This is a genomic window from Lysinibacillus agricola (assembly GCF_016638705.1).
In the GTDB taxonomy this organism is placed as follows: Bacteria; Bacillota; Bacilli; order Bacillales_A; family Planococcaceae; genus Lysinibacillus; species Lysinibacillus agricola.
Genome location: NZ_CP067341.1, coordinates 3,775,689 through 3,798,308, shown reverse-complemented (window position 1 = coordinate 3,798,308; position 22,620 = coordinate 3,775,689). Strand labels below are relative to the sequence as shown.

The 22,620-nt window shown below is 37.4% G+C and carries 26 protein-coding genes and 1 other annotated feature; of the genes, 14 read left to right on the top strand and 12 right to left on the bottom strand.

The genetic code is table 11. The features are described from left to right. Positions 1 to 65 precede the first annotated feature (65 nt). Positions 66 to 818 carry a metallophosphoesterase gene (locus FJQ98_RS18925; protein ID WP_053595175.1) on the bottom strand — a complete coding sequence of 251 codons (753 nt, stop codon included), beginning with the start codon at positions 816 to 818 and terminating at the stop codon, positions 66 to 68. Between the two features lie 438 nt (positions 819 to 1,256). On the opposite strand from FJQ98_RS18925, the gene FJQ98_RS27295 reads away from it, so the two are divergent. Then, positions 1,257 to 1,385, top strand: coding sequence for a hypothetical protein (locus FJQ98_RS27295; protein ID WP_277815952.1), 129 nt, complete (start codon positions 1,257 to 1,259; stop codon positions 1,383 to 1,385). Positions 1,386 to 1,412: 27 nt separating this feature from the next. Next, on the top strand, positions 1,413 to 1,667 hold the full coding sequence (locus FJQ98_RS18920; protein ID WP_201406504.1) for a hypothetical protein: 255 nt from the start codon (positions 1,413 to 1,415) through the stop codon (positions 1,665 to 1,667). 125 nt (positions 1,668 to 1,792) lie between these two features. Here the strand turns inward: FJQ98_RS18920 and FJQ98_RS18915 are convergent, their stop codons facing one another. From FJQ98_RS18915 to FJQ98_RS18895, 5 genes are all read right to left on the bottom strand, one after another. Continuing rightward, positions 1,793 to 2,242, bottom strand: coding sequence for a helix-turn-helix transcriptional regulator (locus FJQ98_RS18915; RefSeq protein WP_053595173.1), 450 nt, complete (start codon positions 2,240 to 2,242; stop codon positions 1,793 to 1,795). Between the two features lie 168 nt (positions 2,243 to 2,410). Beyond that, positions 2,411 to 2,815, bottom strand: coding sequence for a hypothetical protein (locus FJQ98_RS18910; RefSeq protein ID WP_053595172.1), 405 nt, complete (start codon positions 2,813 to 2,815; stop codon positions 2,411 to 2,413). A 159-nt stretch (positions 2,816 to 2,974) separates the two neighbouring features. Then, positions 2,975 to 4,303, bottom strand: a complete 1,329-nt coding sequence (locus tag FJQ98_RS18905; RefSeq protein ID WP_053595171.1) for a hemolysin family protein — start codon at positions 4,301 to 4,303, stop codon at positions 2,975 to 2,977. 32 nt (positions 4,304 to 4,335) lie between these two features. Beyond that, positions 4,336 to 4,677 carry a MerR family transcriptional regulator gene (locus tag FJQ98_RS18900; protein ID WP_241774580.1) on the bottom strand — a complete coding sequence of 114 codons (342 nt, stop codon included), beginning with the start codon at positions 4,675 to 4,677 and terminating at the stop codon, positions 4,336 to 4,338. Positions 4,678 to 4,974: 297 nt separating this feature from the next. After that, entirely contained in the window at positions 4,975 to 5,460 is a 486-nt protein-coding gene (locus FJQ98_RS18895) for a hypothetical protein (protein WP_241774579.1), read from the bottom strand. A 198-nt stretch (positions 5,461 to 5,658) separates the two neighbouring features. Here FJQ98_RS18895 and FJQ98_RS27290 point away from each other — a divergent pair, with 198 nt between their 5' ends. After that, positions 5,659 to 5,787, top strand: a complete 129-nt coding sequence (locus FJQ98_RS27290; RefSeq protein WP_277815951.1) for a hypothetical protein — start codon at positions 5,659 to 5,661, stop codon at positions 5,785 to 5,787. Between the two features lie 43 nt (positions 5,788 to 5,830). On the opposite strand, the gene FJQ98_RS18890 is transcribed toward FJQ98_RS27290, so the two are convergent. The 4 genes from FJQ98_RS18890 to FJQ98_RS18875 all read right to left on the bottom strand — a co-directional run bounded on the left by FJQ98_RS18890 (position 5,831) and on the right by FJQ98_RS18875 (position 8,540). Next, on the bottom strand, positions 5,831 to 6,403 hold the full coding sequence (locus FJQ98_RS18890; RefSeq protein WP_053595168.1) for a 5' nucleotidase, NT5C type: 573 nt from the start codon (positions 6,401 to 6,403) through the stop codon (positions 5,831 to 5,833). A gap of 11 nt (positions 6,404 to 6,414) precedes the next feature. Then, a complete protein-coding gene (ispG, locus tag FJQ98_RS18885; protein WP_053595167.1) occupies positions 6,415 to 7,530 on the bottom strand; it encodes a flavodoxin-dependent (E)-4-hydroxy-3-methylbut-2-enyl-diphosphate synthase in 1,116 nt (371 codons plus the stop codon). A 95-nt stretch (positions 7,531 to 7,625) separates the two neighbouring features. After that, entirely contained in the window at positions 7,626 to 7,958 is a 333-nt protein-coding gene (locus FJQ98_RS18880) for a hypothetical protein (protein WP_201406503.1), read from the bottom strand. 63 nt (positions 7,959 to 8,021) lie between these two features. Beyond that, the gene (locus FJQ98_RS18875; protein ID WP_053595165.1) at positions 8,022 to 8,540 is read right to left on the bottom strand and encodes a DUF1189 family protein; all 519 of its coding nucleotides are present in this window, start codon (positions 8,538 to 8,540) and stop codon (positions 8,022 to 8,024) included. A 194-nt stretch (positions 8,541 to 8,734) separates the two neighbouring features. On the opposite strand from FJQ98_RS18875, the gene FJQ98_RS18870 reads away from it, so the two are divergent. From FJQ98_RS18870 to FJQ98_RS18855, 4 genes are all read left to right on the top strand, one after another. Then, complete coding sequence (locus FJQ98_RS18870) at positions 8,735 to 10,366, top strand: Na/Pi cotransporter family protein (protein ID WP_053595164.1); 1,632 nt, start codon at positions 8,735 to 8,737, stop codon at positions 10,364 to 10,366. 280 nt (positions 10,367 to 10,646) lie between these two features. Continuing rightward, the gene (locus FJQ98_RS18865) at positions 10,647 to 11,126 is read left to right on the top strand and encodes a DUF456 domain-containing protein (protein ID WP_053595163.1); all 480 of its coding nucleotides are present in this window, start codon (positions 10,647 to 10,649) and stop codon (positions 11,124 to 11,126) included. A 213-nt stretch (positions 11,127 to 11,339) separates the two neighbouring features. Further along, complete coding sequence (locus FJQ98_RS18860; RefSeq protein ID WP_053595162.1) at positions 11,340 to 11,945, top strand: superoxide dismutase; 606 nt, start codon at positions 11,340 to 11,342, stop codon at positions 11,943 to 11,945. A 310-nt stretch (positions 11,946 to 12,255) separates the two neighbouring features. Further along, positions 12,256 to 14,457: a peptidoglycan D,D-transpeptidase FtsI family protein gene (locus tag FJQ98_RS18855; RefSeq protein ID WP_053595161.1), complete on the top strand. Its 2,202-nt coding sequence runs from the start codon at positions 12,256 to 12,258 to the stop codon at positions 14,455 to 14,457. Between the two features lie 198 nt (positions 14,458 to 14,655). Here the strand turns inward: FJQ98_RS18855 and FJQ98_RS18850 are convergent, their stop codons facing one another. After that, positions 14,656 to 14,850, bottom strand: coding sequence for a hypothetical protein (locus tag FJQ98_RS18850; protein ID WP_241774574.1), 195 nt, complete (start codon positions 14,848 to 14,850; stop codon positions 14,656 to 14,658). A gap of 229 nt (positions 14,851 to 15,079) precedes the next feature. On the opposite strand from FJQ98_RS18850, the gene FJQ98_RS18845 reads away from it, so the two are divergent. The 5 genes from FJQ98_RS18845 (at position 15,080) to phoU (ending at position 19,465) form a co-directional block, all read left to right on the top strand. Beyond that, a complete protein-coding gene (locus tag FJQ98_RS18845) occupies positions 15,080 to 16,054 on the top strand; it encodes a PstS family phosphate ABC transporter substrate-binding protein (protein ID WP_053595160.1) in 975 nt (324 codons plus the stop codon). Positions 16,055 to 16,118: 64 nt separating this feature from the next. Further along, complete coding sequence (pstC, locus tag FJQ98_RS18840; protein WP_053595159.1) at positions 16,119 to 17,066, top strand: phosphate ABC transporter permease subunit PstC; 948 nt, start codon at positions 16,119 to 16,121, stop codon at positions 17,064 to 17,066. Between the two features lies 1 nt (position 17,067). Then, positions 17,068 to 17,946 (top strand): phosphate ABC transporter permease PstA, encoded by an 879-nt coding sequence (gene pstA, locus FJQ98_RS18835; protein ID WP_053595158.1) that lies wholly within the window; start codon positions 17,068 to 17,070, stop codon positions 17,944 to 17,946. Between the two features lie 12 nt (positions 17,947 to 17,958). After that, positions 17,959 to 18,792 carry a phosphate ABC transporter ATP-binding protein PstB gene (gene pstB, locus FJQ98_RS18830; RefSeq protein ID WP_053595157.1) on the top strand — a complete coding sequence of 278 codons (834 nt, stop codon included), beginning with the start codon at positions 17,959 to 17,961 and terminating at the stop codon, positions 18,790 to 18,792. A gap of 13 nt (positions 18,793 to 18,805) precedes the next feature. Beyond that, complete coding sequence (phoU, locus tag FJQ98_RS18825) at positions 18,806 to 19,465, top strand: phosphate signaling complex protein PhoU (RefSeq protein WP_053595156.1); 660 nt, start codon at positions 18,806 to 18,808, stop codon at positions 19,463 to 19,465. Positions 19,466 to 19,537: 72 nt separating this feature from the next. Here the strand turns inward: phoU and FJQ98_RS18820 are convergent, their stop codons facing one another. Beyond that, positions 19,538 to 19,843, bottom strand: a complete 306-nt coding sequence (locus tag FJQ98_RS18820) for a hypothetical protein (RefSeq protein WP_143114823.1) — start codon at positions 19,841 to 19,843, stop codon at positions 19,538 to 19,540. 377 nt (positions 19,844 to 20,220) lie between these two features. On the opposite strand from FJQ98_RS18820, the gene FJQ98_RS18815 reads away from it, so the two are divergent. Together FJQ98_RS18815 and FJQ98_RS18810 are read left to right on the top strand one after the other, a co-directional pair. After that, positions 20,221 to 21,093, top strand: coding sequence for a vWA domain-containing protein (locus FJQ98_RS18815; RefSeq protein ID WP_053595155.1), 873 nt, complete (start codon positions 20,221 to 20,223; stop codon positions 21,091 to 21,093). A gap of 74 nt (positions 21,094 to 21,167) precedes the next feature. Next, positions 21,168 to 22,238 carry a mechanosensitive ion channel family protein gene (locus FJQ98_RS18810; RefSeq protein WP_053595154.1) on the top strand — a complete coding sequence of 357 codons (1,071 nt, stop codon included), beginning with the start codon at positions 21,168 to 21,170 and terminating at the stop codon, positions 22,236 to 22,238. A gap of 39 nt (positions 22,239 to 22,277) precedes the next feature. After that, positions 22,278 to 22,579, top strand: a binding site (T-box leader). Positions 22,580 to 22,620 lie beyond the last annotated feature (41 nt).

Here is a 22,620-nt window from a genome sequence, read left to right as displayed (position 1 = left end):
TGCTTTCATTCAGCACAAAAAGCCAACAGGTTATTCTGAACGCGCCTCCAATTGTTAGTTAGTGTCTAACAATTGGGGGGCAGTTCATCTACACTTGTTGGCTTTTCCTTTTCCACCGAGATTATTTGACGACTTGGCCATTCTAATGCGTGTAATTGACCTCCAAAAACAGCTCCACCATCAATACCAATTATATTATTTTCACCAAAATAGACATTGTAATCTGTTGGATTTTGGTGAAGCCTGTAGGTAGGTGTATGTCCAAAGATTACAGTTTTCTCTCCTTGATAACCTGCATGAAATTCTTCGCGAATCCATAAAAATTGCATAGGATCTGTCTCTGCCATAGCTACTCCAGGAACGACCCCGCCATGTACAAAAATGGCATCCTCTAATTCGATGTAAGTATCAAATGTTTCGATAAGTTGTAAATGTTCTTCGAGCTTTGGTAAGGTCTGAATAAAGCTAGGTAATGTATCGTTTTCAATGGCTTCATTAAAATCGTCTAATTGATAGCCATAGCTTGCAAGTGTTGCATCACCACCGCAAAGTCCCACCCAATGATTCCAAGGCTTAGGATGGCCAGAGCGACAGGCTTTTAGCATAATCGCTTCATGATTTCCTAGTAGAACACGTGCCCCTTTTGCTTGCAATTCTCCGACCAAGTTTAAAACACCACAAGATGCATGCCCTCGATCAATATAATCGCCAAGTAAAAATAGCTGATCTTGCATAGTATCATAATTAGCTTTTAATAATAATCCTTCAAAAAGTTCTAATTCCCCATGTATATCACTAATTGCTAGTATTCGATCCATCCAATAGCATCCTTTCCAGTATTAGAGCAGTTATTTTAAGTATAGAGAATAGTTCTATAAAATTCGACTGATCTAACTTTACACCAAAAGATTGATTGTAAAGTTATCACTCCATCCCACTAGTTTCTAGTTACACTTTATCATATGACGAGGTGAATCCATTTCCTTATTCATTTGTCTATAGTTTTGGATAGCGAGGGGAGAGAATTATTTGCTACCAGGTGTAAAAATTAACCATTTTTATCCATTTTAATTAATTAGAAGGCTCTGATTTCCGCTACGGACTACTCGCTTTCCTGCGGGAGAGCGTCGAGCCGCTGCGTTGCCGCTGACATTCGTTTTCGTGCAGATAAAACAGTATCGCTGTCGCACAGAAAACATTCGCTCCGTGCAGGGTCTCGTCTGTCTAAAAGCATCACGTCCTGTGATAACGCCTTCGTGACCAACCTCGTATTGGCACAAGTGGCTCATCGGACGCCCCCAGGAAGCTTTGCTCTGTGCGAAAGCGAAGCGACAGCAACAATGTTTTATCTGTGCGAAAGCGAAGCGACAGCAACAATATTTTAACTGTGCGAAAGCGAAGCGACAGCAACAATGTTTTATCTGTGCGAAAGCGAAGCGACAGCAACAATGTTTTATCTGTGCGAAAGCGAAGCGACAGCAACAATATTTTACCTGTGCGAAAGCGAAGCGACAGCAACAATGTTTTACCTGTGCGAAAGCGAAGCGACAGCAACAATATTTTACCTGTGCGAAAGCGAAGCGACAGCAACAATGTTTTATCTGTGCGAAAGCGAAGCGACAGCAACAAAGCGCCCAGTCGGAACAGAAAACCACATGTTATGGTGATGAGCCTGATTAACACGCCTGATATTTTTTGCATTATAGGAGGTACGGACTGTAGTATTAATCGCGCTGAAAGTAGAAGATTTTGGATATAATAATTCTACTATAAAGCGCGAGATAATATTTAATTATTCATTAAGCTCTTCCCATGCTTGCTTGGCTATTGACTCGTCAAATGTTGATAGTAGTCGATAGTTGTCTTTATCTAAAATTCGAAAATGTTGACTAATGACGTTTTGTTGTAGGCGATAACCATTGTACTCGCTAAGGCATTTCCACCATATGTATCCGCCCATCGTTTTTTCCCTAGGATGTAACGTTCCATTATTAGCGATTAAGTCGACAACCTCAAGTGGGTCACCACCGAGCTCATGCTGTAAAATTGAGCTTTCTCGGCATAATGCGCAAACCGCAACCGTTGTGGTCCAGCCAGTTTGAATGCGTCCTTTTTCAATTTGAACAAGTGTTTTTTTAGAGATTCCTAGTAAATCACTCATCTGATCCTGTGTTAAATCTTTTTCAGTACGGATTAATTTCAGTTTTTCTGAAATAAGTGTGATTAATTGTTCACGGTTCATCCAAACACCCTTTCTTTCAGATAGTTACATACAATTATACATGAAAGTAGTAAGTGGCGTTTCTGTTTCACAAGTATTTGTCGTTAAAACGTAGGTATGCAATTAATAATTGCAACGAAAAAAAACAGACTGCCCAGAAATCTATTCATTGGACAGTCTGTTAGATATTTAAAGTTCGTATTTTTTCGTATCAGAAATAACGCGGAAATGGATTCCTTTAATTTGAGCGCTTACTTTATGACGTAGTGTATCAATATCTACTAGCTCATCTTTATCATTGACACATTCTGCGATCTCTTGTAGTAGCTTCGTAAATGCCTCTTTGAAGAGTGAACGCATATTATCAAAATCTAGACTACGGAAATTTCCGTCAATATCAAATGCCTCTACAGAATTTAATTGCTTTGAAGCTCCAGCAAAGCGATCATCGTACACTGTATAGTTTTCATCAGTTACAACGATAATATATAATACTTCACCTGTAATCGTTTTTAATTCAATGTTAGTTTTGTGTTTTTTGACGTCGGTAATGATGTGAATACCGTCCGAATGATAAAGTTTAAACAATTTCATTTGTGATGCCCCCTGAAAATAGAATCATATCCATATATTCATTATATATGGATATGCCTATTAATGGAATAAGGCAAAAGTATTTGGAAAAACTAAAATAGCCCTATTTGAATGATAATTGTAAAGCTAAAGTTGTTATAAACTATCAAGAAAATCGTATTATGCTTCTATTACAGTGGGTACAGTTTTGCGAAGGGGACGAACCTCGATGTAATGAATTTGATGGCCTTGCTGCTCATATATGCTAAAAACATATGAGGCTAACTCGATATTTTTAGTTGCTTTAATGCCATTATTCACTGTTAAAAACCAACCGCCCAATGTTTCAACTTCCTCTGCATCAAGTGTTACATTTAATAGATTTTCAACATCTTCAATAAGCATTTTTGCATTTAAAATATAGTGATTATCACTTACTTTTCGGATTTCTGCAATTTCATCATCGTCAAATTCATCGCGAATCTCACCTACAATTTCTTCTAAAATATCCTCGACTGTAACAAGGCCGGATGTCCCGCCGTATTCATCCATTAAAATAGCCATATGAATTCGCTCTTTTTGCATACGCACAAGTAATTTTTGAATTGGAATCGTTTCAATTACTCGAATTACAGGATTAATGAAATCTTCAAGGACTAAAGAATCGTCTGTTAGCTGCTCAAGCAAACCGTGTGTAAACAATTCCTTCGCGTTGATGAAGCCTAAAATATTATCACGATCACCATCATAAACAGGATAACGAGTATATTTTTCAGCGTCTATAAAATGAATGATATTTGTAAAAGATTCATTTTTTTCGATGCCAGCAATTTCTGTTCGAGGAACCATTATTTCACGAGCGATACGTTCATCAAATTCAAAGACATTATTCACAAACTTCAGCTCTGTCTTATTGATTTCACCACTTTTAAAGCTTTCAGATAGCAGTAATCGTAATTCTTCCTCTGTATGTGATAATTCATGCTCAGAAGCAGGCTTCATACCAAATAGGCCAACTAATACTCGAGCTGAACCGTTCAAGAACCAGATAAATGGATACATCACTTTATAGAACAACATAATAGGTTTGGCAAAACGAAGTGTAATCGTTTCAGCCTTTTGAATCGCAGCAGTTTTTGGTGCTAACTCGCCGATAACAACGTGTAAAAATGTTGCAATGGCAAAAGCGCTACCAATTGTGAAAATCGTCATATATTTATCTGAAATGCCGATCATTGCAAAAAGAGGGTGTAGCATAAATTCAAAGGTTTTTTCACCGACCATCCCGATACCAAGTGCTGTTACAGTGATTCCAAGCTGACAGGCAGATAGGTATTCGTCTAAATGACTGACAACATGCTTTGCAGAGATGGCTCTTTTATTGCCCTCCGCAATCAATTGGTCAAGCCTTGAGGAACGTACTTTGACAATGGCAAATTCTGTTGCCACGAAAAAACCAGTAAAAGCTAATAAAATGGTAAAAATCGATAAGTTAAGTATGGTCTCCAAATAGTCGTTCTGTATGAACAGAACGTCACCTCCTAATTATGAATAAGTAAAAGCAAAGATTGCATGAGTGCAACACTTTCGGGTGAAACATTTTTTTTAATCTTTTCAATATTTTTATTGTCTTGTTTGTTCATTTGTTCAAGTAGAGAAGTTACATCCTGCTCTAAGTCTTGCATTTTTAAACGCAGCATTTGTACATCGATTTCTTCATACGGAGTGATGTTTAGTTCATGTTGTATTTCTATGAGTGAAAGACCCTCCTGTTTGCGTTGCTCAATAAAATGAAGTCGTTCAATCATTGCAGGGGTATAGTAGCGATAATTTGATGTAGAACGTTCTGCTTCCAACAGGCCAATGTTTGTATAATAATCGATTGTTCTTTTTGTAATGCCTGTTATTTCTGCAAGTTCACCAATTTTTAATTTCTCTGTCCCAATACAAACACCTCCGAACCATCACGTGATACTTTGATTATAACGTGATGGTTTAATAGTTTTCAAATAATAGGGTACAATATTTCAAAATTGTAAGATTCCCTTTTGGGGAGTACCTGGAACGGAAATCAACCCCTCGTTTTGCCGAAGAACCATACTTTAATTAATATGACACTATAATTTTTTTCAAAAATATATAGCTTTTCTAACGACTAAATGTTAGAAAAGCTACGAAGTTTATTTTTGTAAATATGTATTGTATAGGTGATGAAGTGCATCTTCGCCAGTCATTTCTAGAATTGTTTCATCATTAAATACAAGTGTTACATTTGTAGAAGAGCTATCAATTTTATTGTTCATTATCGTACATGTAACAGTTACTACACCTGTTTCAGCGAGTTGTTTTTTCATGGTATCATCCCACGTCTGCTCATAAAATAGTGGTGCTTGCCATGTGCCTCTCACATGAAGCTCTCTTTTTTCAGCGTCATAATCCATGCGTGTGTCACGTAAAATAGTTTTAAATAGGTCATTAACCGTAAAAGATGTGTCTTTATAGTTAATGGCAATTGCTCGTATAGCATGTACATCACGACTAACTGCACTAGCTGCGGAGTCTGCTGCTGAATTTATGCCTGTAGCCGCTTCTTTAATTTCGGATAGTCGATCCCCGCAGCCAGCTAGCAAGGCACAAAAACATGTTATACAAGCTACCTTTGTCATCCATTTCACAAGTAGTCCCTCCAGTATTGCAAGTTGTTACTACTATATTAACGAAAAGAAAAATGTGAAGAAAGGGCATGATGGCGGCAGATTGTGACGGTTTTGCAACGATGCGACCTCCACTTGAATGTTCAAGAAATTGGAAGTTTAAGTGTCTGAAAATTTAGTAAATTCATAAAAAGAAAGGAGCGGTTTGTGATGAAGATTAATGATGAATTACTTGAACGATTAGGGACTTATTTTGTGTATCATGCTGTTTACGAAAACTATGGTATTACCTTTGAAAATTTTGTTGAGCGTTGGTTGCGGGGGATACTTGAGATATAAAAGAAGTAGAGTCGTGTTCAATACATGAACACGACTCTTTTGTTTATTTAAAATAGTTGGTGATAAATTGGTTGGCTTCTTGCCAATTATAAACTCGTACGACATTGTCCGGAACAGCAAGACGATTATACGGAGTGTCAAATAATACGACAGGTATTTTTAATTCCTCCGCAAGCATGACCGCATTATCATGCTTATCCTCAAAAAATGCCTCAACACCATGTCTTTTTGCAACGGAAACCTTATCGTGACTACCGATGAGCTCGATATGATCGTACGGAATAGATTGTGATTTAAACCAATTTACCGTAACATCTGATACGTTCTCACCACGAGCAGAGATGTAATAAAGTTCGTAGTTTTCTTTCCACGTATTTAAAATATCTTTCACATCTTTAGCTGCTTCAGATACTTCGTACATAAATGGCTCATTTTCTTTAAACCATGTATTAAATGCTACACGATCAACAGGGTGGGGAAATGCTGATAAAAAATCATATTCGCACACATCGTCCAGTGTAATATTTACATTGTATTGTTTATTGATATGTGGAATGAGTGTACTAGGACATGTCACCGTTCCATCGATATCAATACCAAAGCGGGGCTTTTTCATGCTAGCACCTCCTAGGCGTTCGCTTTTTCTGCTTCTTCTGCCGCACGTTTTTCTGCCATTTCAGCTGCTAATTTATCGATTTCCTTTTTCAACTCTTCTACCATTGTTTCTTCAGGCACTTTACGAACTGTTTTGCCTTTCATAAATAGTAAACCTTCACCACGAGCACCAGCAATACCGATATCGGCTTCGCGTGCTTCACCAGGACCGTTTACCGCACAGCCAAGAACAGCTACTTTTAACGGTACATTAAGTTTAGAAATATATTCTTCTACTTCATTGGCAATTGAAATTAAGTCAATTTCGATGCGACCACATGTTGGGCATGAAATCAGGGTTGCCATATTAGAAGCAAGACCGAATGATTTTAATAGCTCACGTGCTACTTTTATCTCTTCAACAGGATCAGCAGATAGAGAAATACGTAATGTATTACCAATTCCTTTTGATAGGATTGCACCAAGGCCAGCCGCAGATTTTACAGTACCAGCAAATAATGTACCTGATTCTGTAATCCCTAAGTGTAGAGGGTAATTAAAAGCTTTAGACGCTTTCTCATAGGCTTCAATCGCTAGATTTACGTCTGATGCCTTCATGGATACGATAATATCGTGGAAGTCCAAGTCTTCTAAAATTTTAATGTGGTGAAGGGCAGATTCTACCATACCGTCTGCAGTAGGGTAACCATATTTTTCTAAAATATGACGCTCTAATGAACCAGCGTTTACCCCGATACGAATTGGAATACCTTTAGCCTTAGCTGCATTAACAACAGCCTCTACTTTTTCTTTACGCCCAATATTACCTGGGTTAATACGAACTTTATCGATACCATTTTCAATTGCTTTTAATGCTAATTTATAGTCAAAGTGAATATCAGCTACTAATGGAATATGGATACGTTTTTTTATTTCTGCAATCGCATCCGCTGCACGCTCATCTGGTACTGCGACACGAACAATTTGACAGCCCGCTTCCTCAAGACGAAGAATTTCTGCTACTGTTGCTTCGACATCATGTGTTTTTGTTGTACACATACTTTGAATGAATAATTCATTACTACCACCAATTGTTAAGTTACCGACACGCACGGGACGTGTATTTGAACGGTGACAAATTTCACTCATTAACTTTCTCTCCTTTTCGGGCCATACTTTCGACCGTCACTGACATTTATTTTAGCAGTGTAAGAAAATAAGGACAAGGAAGAAACGCTAACTTTTCATTTTCCACATTTGTTTTCAAATTCAAATGACAGAGGAAGCTTAATATTTTCACCAGGAATAAGTGCCTGTAATTGTAAGTGTGGGTTTAATTCATAAAATAGCTGTAATCGTTCAGGAAAGGTCATGGGTACTTTTGCAGGATGTAGTGCGAATAAGCTGTGAAGGGTATCGCCTTGAATAGTCTGTACAGTGATATAATTGGGCTCTCGCTGTTTTTCACAAAGGGCGTTTTCTGTATTTTTCGGATAAAAGGCTGCGAGATGTAATGACCCTTCTGTTAAATCTACTTTTATGACAAAGGCAAAAATAATGATGATAGCTGTTAACACTAATGCACATAAAAATCCCTCCTTTTTCTACACTATATTTAGAAGAGAGGGGATTCATGCACATTATTTTGAGATTGGTTGTTTTGGATATTTTGTCAAGGCTACGATTAATAGAGTCATCGTTAACAGTAATGAAAAAACAGAGATAATTGTACTGTTAATCGGTAGATAATCTGAAAGCATACTTATAAGAATTGCCCAAGTCATAGCAAATGTTGTAGTACGCCAAATATGACGATATTCACCGCGACGCTTCATGATTTTTAAGATAAATAGACCTGCCAATGCATAGAGAGCAATTTGTGCAAAAATAAGCATCGTTGTAAAAACAAAAAGCATGATGAATGTCACGGGATACAATAACCATTTAATGCCTTCTATGTATTCTGTTATGCCATTTAAACTATCCATATCAAATGTATCGACAGACATACCAGCCGTAAAACGACCAAAAGAGAAAACTGTAACAACAGTAATTAGAAGAAAGGTATATTGGATGACTTTTCCGATAGGTAATAAACGATAGGCAGCTAGTTTTTTGGGATGAATTAAGCTATCGATAAATAGTTGTGAGTGTTTCATAACATATCTCCTCCAATCGCTATTTTACCATGTTCAACTTTCACAAGATATGAAATAAGTAATAATAACGGAGGATACGATAATGAAATGTTAACATTATGTAAAGAAGTTAAAGGTTTTCTTTACTTTTTGTACACTATCATTTAAAGATTAGGAATAGAGTAGTAGAGACGTAAGAATTGGAGCGAATACAATTGACAATAGATTGGCAAAGCATACTGTTTCAATTTTTAGGTGGTTTAGGAGTCTTTTTATTTTCCATTAAATTTATGGGGGATGGGCTCCAAAAATCAGCAGATGATCGACTGCGTGAATGGTTGAATCGTTTTACAACAAATCCTTTAATGGGTGTGTTAGTGGGCATAATTGTGACGATTTGTATCCAGTCGAGCTCTGCCACGACAGTGATTACGGTTGGGCTAGTGAGTGCAGGCTTTTTAACATTGCGTCAAGCAATTGGCGTCATCATGGGAGCAAATATTGGCACGACAATAACCGCATTTATTATTGGTATTAATATCGGCATTTATTTTTATCCATTATTGGCGATTGGAGCTGGATTGTTATTTTTCTTTAAGAAAGCGACGTACCAGCATATTGGGCAAATAGTATTTGGCTTTGGGGGATTATTTTTAGGATTAGAGCTAATGAGTGCAAGCATGCAGTCACTTCATCAATTAGCAGATTTAACATCATTAACGCTTCATCTAAGTAGTCAGCCCATTGTAGGGATTTTTCTAGGAACCGTTTTTACATTGCTTGTTCAAAGCTCAACAGCAACTGTTGGCGTGCTACAGGGCTTGTATGCTGAGCATTTAATTGGTTTAGATAGTGCATTACCTATTTTATTTGGCGAAAATATAGGCACGACTATTACAGCAGTTTTAGCTTCACTCGGTGCTTCTATATATGCTAAACGTGCAGCGGCGGCCCATGTGCTATTCAATGTTATAGGTACTATCATTTTCATGGTGTTTTTCACACCATTTATGCAGTATGTTCAGTGGATTAGTGGGTTACTCCATTTAGAAGCGAAAATGCAAATAGCGATAGCGCATGGCTCATTTAATGTTATTAACATGATGATTCAGCTACCATTTATCGCAGGATTGGCTACACTCGTCACGAAGTTAGTTCCTGGACATGATGGAAATATTGATGTGACAACGAAGCATTTAGATCCATCATTCATTGATTCCTCTCCGGCGATTGCACTTGGTCAAGCGAAGGAGGAAGTGTTACGCATGGGTGAGCATGCACTCCATGGTTTAGAAGAAACATTTTTATATATGAAAACAGGTGAAGCTACTCATATTCCTACAGTTTTACAGTTAGAAGTGGCTCTCAATCATTTAGATAAGGAAATTACGAATTATTTAGTGATGGTGTCTAAGCAACCACTCTCTCGTGCAGACTCAGTAAGACACCATACACTTTTAACAAATGTACGAGACATTGAACGTATAGGCGATCATTTTGAAAATATTTTAGAGCTTCTTCAATATAAAGATCATCATGAGGTAAATTTAAGTAAGTCAGCACGACAAGATTTAATAGGCATGTTTAGCTTAGCAATTGAAGCTGTTCGTAAGAGCATAGAGGCTCTGGATACGGCAAGTTTGAGCTTGGCACAAGAAGTAACTGAGCTCGAAAGCTTGATAGATGACATGGAAGATAAGCTAAGACAAAAGCATATTGCACGCTTAAATAAAAATGAATGTAATGGAGCTGCAGGAATCGTCTATACAGATATCGTTAGCAATTTAGAGCGTATAGGAGATCATGCTGTTAATATAGCTGACTCTATTTTAGGAATTCGACATTAAAAGAACGAAACTTTTAGCTTTGTGAATCCGTATGAAAGGCAATGCACGACCAGGCGTGTTGATTAGGATTATTGACTGATAAAAGGCACGGAGCGAATGTTTTCTGTGCGAAAGCGAAGCGACAGCCACAACATGTTTTATCTGTGCGAAAGCGAAGCGACAGCCACAACCAAGCTGAGGAAGCAGCTCGGTGCTCGCCTACAGGAAATCGAGTAGCCCGTAGCGGAAATCAGCGTCTTCTAATTAACTAACCTGATGCACGACAAAAGGAGAGAATTTTATGGAATTTGTTGGCTGGATCTTAGTGATTGCCTGCTTTATCATTTCGTTTATTGGCTTGGTGTACCCAATCATTCCAGGTGTGCTTTTTTTACTCGGTGGTTTTTTAGTATATGGATTATTTTTCTCATTTACAGAGTTAAGCTGGTGGTTCTGGGCGAGTGAGATTATCTTTGTTGTCATTTTATTTGGTGCTGATACTGTAGCAAACGCCTTTGGTATTAAAAAATTCGGTGGCTCAAATGCTGGGATGTGGGGCAGTACCATTGGTTTATTAATTGGCCCGTTCGTCATTCCAGTTGCAGGTATATTAGCTGGACCATTTTTAGGAGCGGTGATTGCAGAGTTAATCGTAGAGCGCCGTACATTTGGAGAAGCTGTGAAAAGCGGTGTTGGCTCTCTCGTTGGATTTTTAGCATCAACATTTGCCAAAGCAGTGATTCAAATCGTCATGATTGTTGTGTTCTTTATAGCAATTTGATTTTCAGCAGTTCTTTATGCAAGCACAAAGCCGAATCCGGACGCAATTATGCCGAGGCATAATTGATAAAAGAGGAAGGGTAGTAATCATATTGGTTTTTCAGTCAAAAGGCTGAAATATTCATTTTGAAGTATTTTTCGTTGAATGGTTTGACCAATTTTGATAATCTAAGGATGTACTAATTATTTCTTTATTTTAGGGAGGAACTTAACAATGGCTTATGAATTACCACAATTAACTTACGCTTATGACGCATTAGAACCACATATCGATGCAAAAACAATGGAAATTCACCATTCTAAACACCACAATACTTATGTAACAAATTTAAACGCAGCAGTAGAAGGTACTGAATTTGCTGAAAAAGACATTAACGATCTTATCGCAAACATTGATGCTCTTCCAGCTGACAAACAAACTGCTGTACGTAACAACGGTGGCGGACATGCTAACCATTCATTATTCTGGGAACTAATCGCTCCAGGCGGTTCAAACACTCCAGTTGGCGAAGTTGCAAAAGCAATCGATGCTAAATTCGGTTCTTTCGATGCATTCAAAGAAGAATTTGCAAAAGCTGCTACAACTCGCTTCGGTTCAGGTTGGGCTTGGTTAATCGTTGATGGTGACTCAGTTGCTGTTACATCTACTCCAAACCAAGACTCACCAGTTATGGAAGGTAAAACTCCAATCCTAGGTTTAGACGTTTGGGAGCATGCTTACTACTTAAACTACCAAAACCGTCGTCCAGATTACATCGGTGCATTCTGGAACGTAGTAAACTGGGATGTAGTGGAAGCTAAATTCCAAGCTGCAAAATAATTATTGTTTAATAAAAGGCTATGTCAAAGGTGATGAATCACCGAGACATAGCCTTTTTTGCTGTCTTTTTAGGTTCTATTGGGTATCCATACTACTATTTAAGATGAAGGATGCCTCAACCAATCCAACATTTGTAGAAACTCTTTTTCGAACTATCGATAAAAAACAGAAACTTTTCACCTTAAAGTGCCGTCAAATAAATGATGTTTTCAATCATAAATTCACAAGTGCATGCTTTCCTGTCGTACCTTCGAATGGTATACTAAGTATCGTGTATTTAAATTGTAATTAGATGAGGAGGGGGATACATATGCGCAAAGCACCGGGAAAAAATCGCGCGGCGAGTGTTAAAGCAAAACATCACTCTAATTTAACATTTCGTATGAATGTCCTTTTCTTTGCTATATTTATCGTATTTTCGATGTTAATTTTTAGGCTTGGCTATATGCAAATCGTAAAAGGGGAAGATTATGTACGCGATTTAGAGCGTAAAGAGGAAGTACCTGTTAATACAAGTGTGCCAAGAGGACGAATGTATGATCGATACGGGCGTATTCTAGTGGATAACCAACCAGAAAATGCGATTACGTATACGAAAATGCAGACGACATCAACGGAGGAAATGCTGGAAATAGCTGAAAAGCTGGCACAATTGATTGAGCAGCCAACAAATCGTGTCACTTTACGTGATAAACAGGATTTTTGGATATTAAAAAATCATGACGCTGCCTATGCAAAGGTAACAAATGCAGAGGAAAAGAAAATTAGAGCACAAGAAAATATTACGACAAGTCAAATCAATTCCCAGATTGATAAGCTTGTACGTGAACGCATTACACACGAAGAAATAATGCAATTGACAGATGCTGATTTAGAAGTATTAGCAATCTATCGAGAGATGGCATCAGGCTACAATTTATCACCGCAAATTATTAAGAGTGAAAATGTGTCAGCCGACGAATTTGCACGTGTCTCTGAGCGTTTAACTGAATTAACTGGCGTCAACACAACAACTGACTGGAAGCGTGTGAAATTATCATCACTCTCTATTTTAGGACGTACAACCGTACCAACAAAAGGGATTCCAAAAGAAAAGCTGAATTATTATTTAGCTCGTGATTATTCACGAAATGACCGTGTAGGTGAAAGTTATATTGAAGCTCAATATGAAGAATTACTGCAAGGGCAAAAAACAGTTGTTAAAAATATTACCAATAAAAAAGGGCAGGTAGTTGATACCGTTACGACCTATGAAGGTGAGCCTGGTAAAGATTTAGTCTTAACACTAGATAGTGAGTTAACGGCCGAAACAGAAAAAATTGTCGAGGAAGAATTGCTTAAATTAAAAGCACTTCCTGGCTCGTACTTATTAGATCGTGCCTTTTTAGTAATGATGGACCCAAATACAGGTGATATTTTATCAATGGTTGGTAAGAAGATTGAAAAAGATCCTGAAACAGGGAAAACTGAAGTTGTCGATTATTCGTATGGGAACTTTACAACAGCTTATGAGGCTGGTTCTGCAATTAAGGCAGCAACGTTACTAACTGGTTACAATCTAGGAGCCATTACACCGAAAACTGTATTAGGAGATGAACCAATCCATTTACTGCAAACACCAGTAAAAAGATCAATTTTCAATAGTGGTGGCTATATGTCAATGGATGGTTTAAGTGCACTTGAACGTTCTTCAAACGTTTATATGTTTAAAACAGCTTTGCTTATTAATGAAACACCATATAGCTACATGATGCCATTGCGTTTAAATGACCAAACATTCCCGAAAATGCGAAATTCTTATGCGCAATTCGGGCTAGGTGTAAATACAGGGATCGATTTACCAAATGAATTTAGCGGTGTGGAAGGTCCTTCTGGTCCAACGATGGGTGGTAAAGTACTCGACTTAGCGATTGGACAATATGATACGTATACACCATTACAATTGGCACAATATATTTCGACTGTAGCAAATGGTGGTTATCGTATTCAGCCACATGTTGTAAAGGAAGTACGTGAACCAACAGAAGATGGACAACAGCTTGGTCAACTAGTCACAGAAATGGGACCGACGATTTTAAATCGGATTGATAATTCTGCAGATGAAATCGATTATGTAAAAAAAGGATTACGCCGTGTTTATACAGGTTCAAAAGGTACTGCTCAACAAGAATTTGCAAATGCTCCATATACAGCGGCAGGGAAAACAGGAACAGCTGAGGTAGTGTATTTCGGACCTTTAAAAGAGCATTATGGTACGGAAACACTTACTTTTACACATGTTGGTTTTGCTCCTTATGAAAATCCTGAAATTGCCTATGCTGTTGTCATTCCGTGGGCAACAACCACGCGTGCGCATTTGACAAATAATAACGTTATTGCTCGACGTGCTGTAGATAAATATTATGAATTAAAAGCAAAATATGAAGATGAAAAAGTGACTGATAGTGATGTGAAGCAACCAATTTTACCGGCTATTACTAAAGACAAAATTGGTGAAGATGAACAAGAATAAGAGAAACCGCTAGTGCATTTTGATGCCTAGCGGTTTTTTTATAGTTTCAGAGTATTACTCGTGGAAAGTCTTCAGATACCCGCGATTCGAGATAGAATACTCGCGCGAAAAAGACAAATACCCGCGATTCAGCCACCTTTACCCGCGAAACAAAAAACACGGTATGAAAAATCAATTTCATACCGTGTTTTATTTCTATTATACAGATAGTTGTTGAATAGCTAATTCAAATTGTTGCTTCGGTTTTTTTCCATAAAGCTCTATATTATTACAGAAATAAGACTCTACCATAAAATCGATGGCTTCCTGTAGAGTAAATTCTCGATGTTCCATAACAAGTGCTAAATACGTTTTAAAGTAATCGGCATTTTGTACTTTTGCATGCTTAATCACAAAGTCAAACTCCTCGTAGAATATTTCCTGACACAATTGCTTATTATAGCATCTTTCCAATAGGAAGCAAATTCTTGCAATTGTAAATGCCTCTTTACAATCGTTTACAAAGCATTACATACATTTACAACTCTTTTACGAACCGTTTATACGACTTCAACAATAAGTCATTATAGTAAAGATTGTAAGACAAATAACTATAAAAATGTTAATGACGGAGGCAAATGAAATGAAAAAGTGGAAGTACTTAACGATGACAGCGGTAATGGGTTCAGCTTTAATGCTAGGTGCATGTGGTAGCGACTCTGCGCAAAATGGTAACAATACAGAAACAAACGCACCATCGAGCTCAGGACAAGACGCTGCTGACGAAAAACTGCAAGGAGCTGTAGCTGGAGATGGTTCATCAACTGTTGCACCAATTATTGAAGCAGTTGTTGAAGAGTATGCAGGGACTCAACCGGATGTAAAAGTATCGGTAGGTGTTTCTGGTACTGGCGGTGGCTTTGAAAAATTCATCGCAGGTGAGACAGACTTTTCTAATGCATCTCGTCATATAAAAGATGAAGAGAAAGCAAAACTAGAGCAGGCAGGAATTGCTTTTACAGAGCTTCCTTTAGCATATGATGGCATATCAGTTGTCGTGAATCCTGAAAATGATTGGGCGAAGGATTTAACAGTTGAGCAATTAAAGAAAATTTGGGTTGAAGATGGTAAAGCTAAAAAATGGTCTGATATCGATCCATCTTGGCCAGATGAAAAAATCGTGTATTACTCACCAGGTACTGACTCAGGTACGTACGATTACTTTGATGAAGTTATTTTAGACGGTGCTGATCTAGCAAGCTCAGCAACATTATCAGAGGATGATAACATGCTAGTTCAAGGCGTTGCAGGTGATAAAAACGCAATCGGATTCTTTGGCTACGCTTACTACTTAGAAAATAAAGATAAATTAAGCATTGTGAATGTAGATGGCGTTGAGCCAACAAATAAAACAATTGAATCTGGTGAATACGCACCTCTTTCACGACCACTATTTGTATATGTGAAAAATAGTGCTATGAAAGATAATGAAGCTGCATATGATTTCATCAAATTTACACTTGAAAACGGGGGAGACATGGCAGATGCAGTTGGTTATGTCAGTCTACCTGAAGATGAATATAGTAAAGCTTTAAAAACTTTAGAAGGCTTAAAATAAGTAGACATGCATAGAGGGAAAGAGATGTATGCTCTTTCCCTCTCTTATTTGAAAGGAGCACCCAATGGTTTCTCAAAAAGAAAACAAGACATCATCTGTGCAACAATTAATTGCAAATTCGCGCAATCATAAAATGAAGAAAATAGTGGAAAAAGCAATGCCAGCTCTATTATTTTCTGCAGCACTTATCTCTATATTGACGACATTTGGCATTGTTTTCACCCTTATTTTTGAAACGTTTGAATTCTTTAAACGAGTTTCAATCACGGATTTCCTATTTGGTACACAGTGGCTACCGTTTTCGGGAAAGGAACCGTTATTTGGGATATTACCTTTAATCGCTGGAACATTGAAAGTTACACTTATTGCTGTTGTTGTAGCAGTACCATTCGGGATTGCTTCAGCAATATATTTAAGTGAATATGCAAGTGAAAAAACAAGACGTATTGTTAAGCCTATTTTAGAAGTGCTAGCAGGTGTACCAACAATCGTTTATGGCTTCTTTGCATTAACATTTGTAACGCCAATGTTACAGCAAATTATTCCAGGACTTAAACTTTTTAATGCACTTAGTCCAGGGATTGTTGTCGGGATTATGATTTTACCGATGATTACGTCACTTTCTGAGGATGCGATGTCATCTGTTCCAAATAGTATGCGTGAAGGAGCTTTAGCTCTTGGAGCAACAAAGTTTGAAGTAGCTATCAAAGTAGTACTACCAGCCGGATTATCAGGCATTATTGCTTCAATTGTTCTTGCCATTTCCCGGGCAATTGGTGAAACGATGATCGTATCACTTGCAGGCGGATCTACACCTAAATTTGATTTAGATGTGACAGACTCGATTCAAACGATGACTGCGTATATTGTACAAGTTGCAACAGGTGATGCTGGTTATGGGACGACAATTTATTATTCTATTTATTCAGTCGGATTCACATTATTTATCTTTACTTTAGTGATGAATTTACTCGCTCACTATATTTCGAAACGCTTCAGGGAGGTTTACTAGCATGCGCTATATTGATGACACGGTCGTTATGAAACGAATGACAAAGCGTATTATATTCAATAAAGTTTGGAAGTCATTATTCTTCTTAGCAACGACCTTTGCATTAGTAACACTAGCTATTTTGCTTTACCGTATTGTGACACAAGGTGCCGACTATTTAACAATCGATTTTTTAACAAATTTTGCTTCACGTTTTGCAGATAAAGCGGGCATTAAAGCAGCTTTAATAGGTTCACTTTGGCTGATGGTAGTTGTTGCTCCCGTGTCGATTATTTTAGGTGTTGGGACTGCGATTTATTTAGAGGAATATGCAAAGAAAAATAGACTAAACGACTTTATTCGTATGAATATCTCTAACTTAGCAGGTGTACCTTCCATTGTATTTGGTTTACTTGGGTTAACCATTTTTGTTCGAATGTTGGGACTAGGGAAGAGTGTTTTAGCAGCCGGTTTAACAATGAGTTTATTAATTTTACCAGTGATCATTGTTGCGGCGCAGGAGGCTATTCGTGCAGTACCGAATGAACAACGGGAAGCTTCTTATGGTATGGGTGCGACAAAATGGCAAACGATATTGCATGTTGTGCTACCAGCAGCCATTCCGGGAATTTTAACAGGAAGTATATTAGCGATGTCTCGTGCGATTGGTGAAACAGCACCACTTGTTGTTATTGGAATCCCTGTTATTTTACAATTTTTACCTAATGGTTTATTAAGTCAATTCACAGCTTTACCGATGCAAATTTACGATTGGGCAAAACGTCCGCAAGAGGCATTTCAATATGTAGCGGCAGCCGGTATTTTAGTACTTATGATAGTGCTTTTACTGATGAACTCTATTGCCATCTTTATTCGAAATAAATTCCAAAAACGTTATTAATGAGGTGACCTTATGGTACTAGGTGTTAAAGAGGAAAAATCTGTTGTCAAACCAATTCATACGGCTACAAAGCCTTCTGCTGATGTTGCCAAAAAAGTAGTATATGATACACGTAATTTAAATTTATGGTACGGCGATCATCATGGTTTAAAAGATATCAATTTAAGCATCTATGAAAATGAAGTAACAGCTATAATTGGCCCTTCAGGATGTGGGAAATCTACCTATTTAAAAACTTTAAATCGAATGGTAGAACTTGTACCAAGTGTTCGAACATCAGGGGAAATAGTATATCGTGAGCGCAATATTTTAGATAAAAACTATACTGTTGAGGAATTGCGCACTCGTGTTGGGATGGTATTCCAGAAGCCAAATCCATTCCCGAAGTCTATCTATGACAATATTGCTTATGGTCCACGTATCCATGGCATAAAAAATAAGAAAATTCTTGATGAGATAGTTGAAAAATCTTTACGTGGTGCGGCAATTTGGGATGAGGTAAAAGATCGCTTAAACCAAAATGCATATGGTTTATCAGGTGGTCAGCAACAACGAATCTGTATTGCGCGTTGTTTAGCGATTGAACCAGATGTTATTTTAATGGATGAGCCAACATCTGCACTTGATCCTATTTCTACATTAAAAGTAGAGGAGCTTGTACAAGAGCTGAAAAAAGATTATTCCATTATTATCGTGACACATAATATGCAACAAGCAGCGCGAATTTCCGATCGTACAGCATTTTTCCTAAGTGGCGAGGTCATTGAATACGATAAGACAGACGTTATCTTCCAAACACCGGCAGATCAACGTACTGAAGATTATATTTCAGGTCGTTTCGGCTAAGGAGGAGCAAAAGATGGTCGTACGTGAACGTTTTGAGCAGGAGTTAAAAGAAGTCCAAGCGCAATTTATCGAAATTGCCAATAGTAGTATCAACGCTCTTAAATTAGCATTTGAAGCATTATTAGAGCAGGATTTAGAGAAATCCTTAAAAATTCTTGAGGACGATCTAGTTATCAATCGACTTGAGGAAGAAATCAATGATCATGTTATTTTAATGATTGCTAAGCAACAGCCTGTAGCTACTGATTTACGTCGTCTCATGGTGCTTGTCAAAGCGGCATCGGATATGGAAAGAGTAGGAGACTATGCGGTTAATATTGCCAAAGAGACGATTCGTATTGGAAAAGAGCCACTTGTCTTTCCTACAACAAATTTGCAAACGATGTGTAACAAAACAGTAGAAATGTTGGAGAGTATTATAAAAGCCTTTACGGAGGAAGATACTGTTCGTGCCAAGGAAATTGCGGAACTAGATGATTATGTCGATGATTTATATGGAGCGACAATAACTTTATTGATGCGTGCAGGAGCAGAAAATCCAGCATATATTTCTCAAATCACACATTTAACATTTGTTTGTCGATATTTAGAGCGCTCAGCTGACCATGCAACAAATATTGCTGAACACTTATTTTACTTAGTCAAAGGCAAACATTATGAATTAAATAATTAGTAAACAAAGAGCCAATTATAGGCTCTTTTTTTCATGGTGTTGAATAACTATTTTGTCAATGAAATTAAGGTGTCATCTTAATCGTGTATAACTCCTCGGCAAAAACGAGGGGTTGATTTCCGTTTCGACTGAGCGCTTTGTTGCTGCCGCTTCGCTTTCGCACAGATAAAACATTGTTGCTGTCGCTTCGCTTTCGCACAGATAAAACATTGTTGCTGTCGCTTCGCTTTCGCACAGATAAAACATTGTTGCTGCTGCTTCGCTTTCGCACAGAAAACATCCGCTTCGCTCCAGGGTCATCTGTGACGCTAATCCCCAAGGAGTCGCCCAGTCGGAACGAAGATCAACTACTTCACTTAGTATGTATCTTTCTGGCATATCACTCTAACTTGTAGCGATAAAACACAACTTCAGCAATGTATCTGTGCGAAAGTGAGTCGCCTAGGCGGCAAATCATCCTCATTTAAAGCGCCACAATATTCACAAAGATTTCCTTGCCATTTTGTTATCCAACACTATGAGGAGAAGAGCGAATTATGATCGCCTCTTCTTTATTAAATACAAGTAGAGCTACAGGAATAAATAGAAGTGAGAACGCTTAATCCGAATAAACTGCTCAAGACATTATTAAGTAACAGCAACATTGTTAATCAAAATAGCGTCAAAATACGGCAAACGTTATTGTATTGTCAAAAAATTATTTTGGTTATACTATAGACATTATCCAAAAAAATGTGCTTAGGAGGTGCTGCTTCGTGAAAGACGCTGTAGAATCACTCATAGAGAAATTTAATCTGGAAATTACATCAGAACAACGTGACTTTTTACGTTTTTTATATGAAAACTTACATCTTGAGGAATTAAGTGACAAGGAACAACATTTTTTTATTGACTATTTTTACAAGAGTGAAACATTACGAAATATGGCAGCATTTGCACTCGAATTGGCAGATATCATGCATGAAATTCGTGAAAATATACCAGCTATTGAACAAGCAGAACGATTAGCTAATGGAAAAGAACAGCGCTTGTATTATGAGCAAAAGTCCCAGGAAGCTAGGCGTCAAAAGCTAAAGCATCAAACAACAAAAAAAGGAAATATCCTATATGTTCCGTTTGAAGAGTACAAAAAAGACTCGGGTCCACTTATTATCTGTCTTGAACAAACAACTGGTATGGTGGCATATTCTGAGCTTTGTAAAAGTATGATTTTATCGTTATTTATGAATGCACATCGGGAACGACGAGACTTATATATCGTCCCTTATGACTGTCAAATTCATGTACATTATCGATTTGAAAATGGTCATTTAAATTTATCCGATTTTAAGGATTTTATTGAATATAAGGCAAAGGGAGAAGCAGCAATTCTGCCTGTGTTACATTTTGTGAAGGGCTTACTCCAGGAAAATCAAGATTGTACAGAAGCAGATATTATTATTTTTACTGAAGGTACTCCTATTGATGGGCAGCATCTTGTTGGAAAGCAAGCGAAAACTATTCTAGAGGAAATGAAGCGTAAGTATTATGCTGAATTTTCAGTTGTCGCCATGCAGGAACATAATTTTAATGAGCAGCAATTTTGGTTTGCCAAAAAGGCTTTTTTTGCGGATGATGCTATTCAATAAAAAAAGGAGCTGATCGTTATTATTGTGGATCGGCTTCTTTTCTGTGAAATACATAGTAGTTAGAGGAGAATGACATGGATTCATTGAAATGGTTATTACCGAATATTACAGCACCGACGTGGATGGACGTTATTATTGCCATCTCTCTTTTTGTCGTTGGCTGGCTTTTTCAACATTTTGTTATAAAGAAAATTATTAATCGTATAGTTGTATTTTTGAGAAATCATCAGCGAGACTTTCAGGCAACAGTTCTTGCACAATTTAATAAAGCGATTCGCTATGCATTTATGTCTGCAGTGATTGTTCTCAGCTTGTCGATCCTATTACAAATCTTTTTGTTTACACATGTAGCAACTAAAAATTTTGTGTTGTCCATCATGGTGTTTTTTGCCTTTAAAGGAGTATACGATGTATTACATTTTTATACAAAACAGCCATTACCGTTGAATAATGAAGAGGAAACAAATGTCCTTTTACCTTTTTTTCTTCGTATAGGAAAAGTGCTTATCATGATATTGGCGATGTTTACAATCGCTTCATTCTGGGATTTTAACTTGAATGGCTTTTTAACGGGTATCGGTTTAACTGGTGTAGCTATTGCCTTTGGAATTCGAGATACATTGGCACATGTTTTTGGTGGAATGTCAGTTGCATTAGATAACCCATTTCAAATTGGTGATTGGATAGCGACAGAGGATCAAAAAATTGAAGGAACAATTGAGGATATTAATCTTCGAAGTACCTTAATTCAAACTGTTGATAAAGGACTTGTCTATGTCCCGAACTCCTATTTAGTAAATCGACCAATCTATAATTTATCGAAGCGAGAAAAACGAAAATGTGAGCAATTTTTGTTCGTAAATGCTGAAAATGAAGAAGAAAAATTACGCAGTGCTTTAAGTGCCATTCAAAAGGAAATTTATTTGCATGCCAAAACAGAAAAAGAAATGATTCATGTATTTATAGATGAATTTTATCCAACCTCTTATCGTATCCTTGTGCGTTTTTTTGTGGCGACAAATGATACGGCAGTGATGCTAAATGTACGACAGGATATTTTATTTGCTATTCGTCAAATATTTGAGGAGCTAAATATTGAGCTAGCTAATGCAGCTGAAGATGAATGGCTTCGTAGTAAAAAATAATTTGAATTGTTAGTTTTTTTGTTTTACAATGAAAACTAGTAATCAGCTTTGATGAAGAGTAGTAGCTATTATTATTTGTTGTAGAGAGCTAGTGGCTGGTGGAAACTAGTACAAATGAATGGTGAATGGACTTCGGAGCTCTAATCCTGAATAAAGTATGGATTAGCGTTTGCCTACGTTATAGGGCATAGAGTGGATCTTTTAACCTCTGTCAGCGGGTGTCATGTAATCGGAAAGGAGTTCTTTGTGCAAGTACAAAGCCGATTGTGGACGCAATTATGCCGGAGCATAATTTATTAAAAGATCAATGAAGGTGGCACCACGGCTTTTCCGTCCTTTTGTGATGGAAGGGCCTTTTTATATGTTTTGGCGAAATGAATAG

Coding starts and splice junctions, on each gene's coding strand:
- FJQ98_RS18925 (WP_053595175.1), bottom strand. CDS start 818: ATGGATCGAATACTAGCAATTAGTGATATACATGGGGAATTAGAACTT.
- FJQ98_RS18920 (WP_201406504.1), top strand. CDS start 1,413: ATGTTTTATCTGTGCGAAAGCGAAGCGACAGCAACAATGTTTTATCTG.
- FJQ98_RS18915 (WP_053595173.1), bottom strand. CDS start 2,242: ATGAACCGTGAACAATTAATCACACTTATTTCAGAAAAACTGAAATTA.
- FJQ98_RS18910 (WP_053595172.1), bottom strand. CDS start 2,815: ATGAAATTGTTTAAACTTTATCATTCGGACGGTATTCACATCATTACC.
- FJQ98_RS18895 (WP_241774579.1), bottom strand. CDS start 5,460: ATGACAAAGGTAGCTTGTATAACATGTTTTTGTGCCTTGCTAGCTGGC.
- FJQ98_RS27290 (WP_277815951.1), top strand. CDS start 5,659: ATGAAGATTAATGATGAATTACTTGAACGATTAGGGACTTATTTTGTG.
- FJQ98_RS18890 (WP_053595168.1), bottom strand. CDS start 6,403: ATGAAAAAGCCCCGCTTTGGTATTGATATCGATGGAACGGTGACATGT.
- ispG (WP_053595167.1), bottom strand. CDS start 7,530: ATGAGTGAAATTTGTCACCGTTCAAATACACGTCCCGTGCGTGTCGGT.
- FJQ98_RS18875 (WP_053595165.1), bottom strand. CDS start 8,540: ATGAAACACTCACAACTATTTATCGATAGCTTAATTCATCCCAAAAAA.
- FJQ98_RS18865 (WP_053595163.1), top strand. CDS start 10,647: ATGGAATTTGTTGGCTGGATCTTAGTGATTGCCTGCTTTATCATTTCG.
- FJQ98_RS18860 (WP_053595162.1), top strand. CDS start 11,340: ATGGCTTATGAATTACCACAATTAACTTACGCTTATGACGCATTAGAA.
- FJQ98_RS18855 (WP_053595161.1), top strand. CDS start 12,256: ATGCGCAAAGCACCGGGAAAAAATCGCGCGGCGAGTGTTAAAGCAAAA.
- FJQ98_RS18845 (WP_053595160.1), top strand. CDS start 15,080: ATGAAAAAGTGGAAGTACTTAACGATGACAGCGGTAATGGGTTCAGCT.
- pstC (WP_053595159.1), top strand. CDS start 16,119: ATGGTTTCTCAAAAAGAAAACAAGACATCATCTGTGCAACAATTAATT.
- pstA (WP_053595158.1), top strand. CDS start 17,068: ATGCGCTATATTGATGACACGGTCGTTATGAAACGAATGACAAAGCGT.
- pstB (WP_053595157.1), top strand. CDS start 17,959: ATGGTACTAGGTGTTAAAGAGGAAAAATCTGTTGTCAAACCAATTCAT.
- phoU (WP_053595156.1), top strand. CDS start 18,806: ATGGTCGTACGTGAACGTTTTGAGCAGGAGTTAAAAGAAGTCCAAGCG.
- FJQ98_RS18820 (WP_143114823.1), bottom strand. CDS start 19,843: ATGCCAGAAAGATACATACTAAGTGAAGTAGTTGATCTTCGTTCCGAC.
- FJQ98_RS18810 (WP_053595154.1), top strand. CDS start 21,168: ATGGATTCATTGAAATGGTTATTACCGAATATTACAGCACCGACGTGG.